This window comes from uncultured Olegusella sp., assembly GCF_947253395.1.
GTDB lineage: Bacteria > Actinomycetota > Coriobacteriia > Coriobacteriales > Atopobiaceae > Olegusella.
The window spans coordinates 1-3930 of record NZ_CAMXYY010000128.1 but is presented as its reverse complement, the minus strand read 5'-3'; the positions used below and the strand labels follow the sequence as shown (position 1 = coordinate 3930).

Genomic DNA, 3930 nt, shown 5'->3' with positions numbered 1-3930 from the left:
GCCCCGTTGCATCCAAACTGCACGCACGAACAGGGCAAAGCTTGACGCAGTCACCGCAAACCGTACAACGCGATGCATCACACGCGGGAACTTCCCAAACCATCCTGTCAGCAAGTTTGGGATGAGATTGCAACGTTGACAACACCAACTTGCGTTTTTGGGTAAGTTGACGGCGGCGCAGCTCTTCATTTTTCATACCTGTGACCTGCTCAAGTGTGCGCTGCAGGGTATTGATCTGATTGCTGTGTGCCTTGATGCGATTGGCAACCGCCTGTACTCCCGAAACCGCAGGGTTGCCAGCGGTAACGAGCGTTGTACCAGCCTGAGCCATGTTGCTTATAAACTGACGACGCTTGAACGCACGACTCTGTTCATGGGTCATATCGGCCTCATCAACCTCAAGTCCCACGCTATAAATTGAATGCTCTTCGCCTTTTGCAATCGCTTCGGAATAATACTCTTCGCCCGTAACCGTACGGCAGCGATCGCAAATACCCAACGGCAGATAAACACTGATATTGGAGTACTCCGCAAGTAAAGAAAACCACAATTCCGAAGGCATAACACCCACGCAGGGAAGCAAAACTTCATTGTCTTTGGGCAGACGCCCCAAGGCACGGGTACAGGTTATGTAACAATCGTCATAGGTACTTGCCACCCGAGCAATTTCATCGTACAAATTACGCGCCATCTGACGACGAGCAATAAATGCTTCAGTGGGACATGCAGCAATACAAAGCCCGCACTTGCGGCAGCTGTCCTCGACAATGACCTTCTTGCCATCATAGGTAATAGCTGCAACAGGACACACCCGAGCGCAGCGGTCGCACACATCCTGACCATCAGAGGTCGAACGAAGGCAAGAGGGTAAGCTAACACGCGGTTTATCCTTGTAATCAGCGGGGTTGTAATGAGGAATCGCATCAGGATCACCCATCAGCTGATCGGCAACATTGCCCAAAGGGTTGCGAACAGCAAAAAAATTATCTTGTAGATCGATGATTTCATCAATCATGTCGCGCTCTTTAGCCATCCTGCTCCCCCTCTCACATAGCGTATGCCAAAGAGTAATTGTAGCAGCGTCGAGAAGGTAAGAATGACTAGGAGCACTTAGCCTTTGGTCAGCCCAATAAGAATGCCGCCCAAAGCAACCAAAACCATCCCTGCAACCACCAACTTGAGACCGCGTGCCGAGCGTCGCTCATGCAGCAAAATCAGGGCCAAGAGATGCGCTCGTGAACAAGCACCAGCGCATCTCCATTCGAAAAGTCTAGGCGTCCAGACGCTCAACACCATCGCGGGTCACGCGTGCATGGAAGAGAGGGATTGCTTTGGGACGATCAGGGCGAATATCCAAAGCAGAGCGGAAGATGCGCTCGCCTTCATCACAAAGCTGTTCTGTTGCTGCATAAAGCGTTGCCAACACATCGCCTTGAGCGATAGCGTCCCCGCTCTTCTTGCCCAAAACAATACCTGCGGAGTAGTCGATGGGGTCTTCCTTCTTGGCACGACCTGCACCCAACGCAACAGACGCAATGCCACAACGCTCGGTATCCATGGCAAAGAGATAGCCTGCCTCCTGAGCAAGAACCTCACGCTTGACGCGGGGTTCAACGAGCTGCTCAAAGGGATTGTCAAGTAGCGCTGCATCGCCGCCCTGAGCTGCAACCATATCCTTGAGCTTTGCCAAGCCACAACCATTGGCAATCTGCTGACGTGCCAATGCGCGACAATCATCCATCTCGCCCTTACCCGCAAGGTAGAGCATGTTGCCTGCCAGCTCGATGCAAATATCACTAAGGTCTTTGGGACCCTTGCCCTGCAGCGTTGCTGCGGCTTCGGCAACTTCAAGAGCATTACCGATGCAATTACCCAAAGGCCGGCCCATATCGGTAATCATGGCAACAGTGGTACGACCCACATGCTCGCCAATCTCGACCATAGCCTGTGCCAGCGCAATGGCATCATCGACCGTCTTCATAAAGGCGCCGCTACCACATTTAACGTCGAGCAAAATCTTGTCAGAACCAGCAGCAATCTTTTTGCTCATAATGCTCGAAGCGATAAGCGGCAAGCTATCAACCGTTGCGGTAACGTCGCGCAGGGCATAGAGTTTCTTGTCCGCAGGCACCAAATTGCCTGTCTGTCCAATGATGGCCACGCCCACTTTGCTCACGATCTCAACAAAGCGGTCACGCTCAACCGAGGTCGAAAGGCCAGGAATAGATTCCAACTTGTCTAAGGTGCCGCCCGTATGGCCCAGGCCTCGACCACTCATTTTGGCAGTCTTAACACCAAGGGATGCCACAAGAGGCGCAATGACCAGCGAGGTTTTGTCACCAACGCCACCGGTAGAATGCTTATCCACCTTAATACCGGGGATATCAGAGAGGTCAACGACATCTCCTGAAGCCACCATTTCCATGGTCAACGTTGCAGTCTCACGAGCTGTCATGCCGCAAAAATAAATAGCCATACACAACGCAGATGCCTGATAGTCAGGGATATCGCCCGACACATACCCCTGAACAAAAAACTTGATCTGCTCGTCAGTGAGCTCTCCGCCGTTACGCTTGGTTTCAATGATGTCGTACATTCTCATTGGGCATTCGCCCCCTTTTGCGCTGCCACCTTGAGATCTTGAGGTTCAAAACCCAGCGGCAACAACTCTTTTAATAGGTACGTTTTGATGTCACCCTCAGAGCGAGCAAGTACAATCTCAAAGGTCTCGGGGTCACAAAACTCACGCATGACCTGACGGCACACACCACAGGGCGCACACCAATCGCTAATGGGTAAACCTGCTGCTCCACCTACAATAGCTATGGCTGAAAATGCAGTGCAACCCTCGCTGAGCGCTTTGAAAAAGGCAGTACGCTCTGCACAGTTAGTAGGGGTATAGGATGCATTTTCAATATTGCAGCCGTGCCATACACTGCCATCAGCGCCCAGCAGTGCTGCCCCTACCGCAAAATGTGAATACGGCGTATATGCCCTTTCACGCGCAACAATGGCCTCTTTCACTAAAGTCTGCTTGTCCATCTGATGCCTCCCAAACAAATACCCGCCCCGCCTGAGTGGCCGAGACGGGTAAGGATTTCTAAGCAAGTCTAACAGCTGATTCCAGGCAACGGCTACCCTTACGGGAAAGGGATAAGCAAGAGCAACCGTGCCTGAGAATCGCGCCAGGAAGCCCCTGTGGTCTTAGCGACTACCCTTCAGGTAGGGCACACCATCTGCCTTGGGAGCAGCGGAGCGACCAACGAAGAGAACCAAAACGATGAGGGTCAATACATAGGGCAACATTGCCATAAGCTGGCTGCGCATCGCAGATCAGATGTCTAAACACAGCTAACCGATTAGCCCAGCTGTTGTAAGCCGTTAGTTCTCAGGAATAGCTAAAGCGAGGGCGACTTCCATCATCTGTGTAAAGCTGGTCTGCCTCTCCTTGGCAGACAGTGCCTCGCCAGACAAGGGCAAGTCAGAGACCGTGAGCAAGCAAAGCGCGCGCTTCTTTGCATAGGCAGCATTCAGATAGAGAGCTGCTGCTTCCATCTCAACAGCCAAAACGCCCATGGATGCCCAACGCTCGTTAACCGTGGGGTCTGCATTGTAGAAGACATCGGTGGATAGTATGTTACCAACGCGCGTAGGAACGCCCAGTTCCTCAGCCTTGTTAACGGCACGACGGAGCAAATCGTAGTCCGCAAGAGGAGCGTAGGTGCCTGGCATATTGAACTGTGCTGCATAGTTAGAATCGGTGCAGGCACCCATGCCAATCACCAAGTCACGAAGCTGCACGCCCTCAGCAAGACCACCTGCGCTACCAATGCGAATAATCTGATCAACCTCGTAGAAGTTAAAGAGCTCATAGGTATAAATGCCTACGGAAGGCATGCCCATGCCACCACCCATAACCGAGACAGGCTG

The 3930-nt window shown here is 52.3% G+C and carries 4 protein-coding genes and 1 pseudogene; all 5 read right to left on the bottom strand.

The window, feature by feature from the left end; genetic code table 11:
* A partial coding sequence (locus tag Q0X25_RS07750) for a 4Fe-4S dicluster domain-containing protein (RefSeq protein ID WP_298580863.1) occupies nt 1-1033 on the bottom strand: 1033 nt, incomplete at its 3' end.
* A 237-nt stretch (nt 1034-1270) separates the two neighbouring features.
* Nucleotides 1271-2602 carry a pyrimidine-nucleoside phosphorylase gene (locus Q0X25_RS07745; RefSeq protein WP_298580860.1) on the bottom strand — a complete coding sequence of 444 codons (1332 nt, stop codon included), beginning with the start codon at nt 2600-2602 and terminating at the stop codon, nt 1271-1273.
* Nucleotides 2599-3042 carry a cytidine deaminase gene (locus Q0X25_RS07740; protein ID WP_298580857.1) on the bottom strand — a complete coding sequence of 148 codons (444 nt, stop codon included), beginning with the start codon at nt 3040-3042 and terminating at the stop codon, nt 2599-2601. Before Q0X25_RS07740 ends, Q0X25_RS07745 begins: the two co-directional genes overlap by 4 nt.
* A 162-nt stretch (nt 3043-3204) precedes the next feature.
* Nucleotides 3205-3330: pseudogene (locus Q0X25_RS07735) on the bottom strand (ABC transporter permease); the annotation flags it as partial.
* A gap of 51 nt (nt 3331-3381) precedes the next feature.
* On the bottom strand, nt 3382-3930 hold a 549-nt coding region (locus tag Q0X25_RS07730; RefSeq protein ID WP_298580854.1), incomplete at its 5' end, for a DeoD-type purine-nucleoside phosphorylase.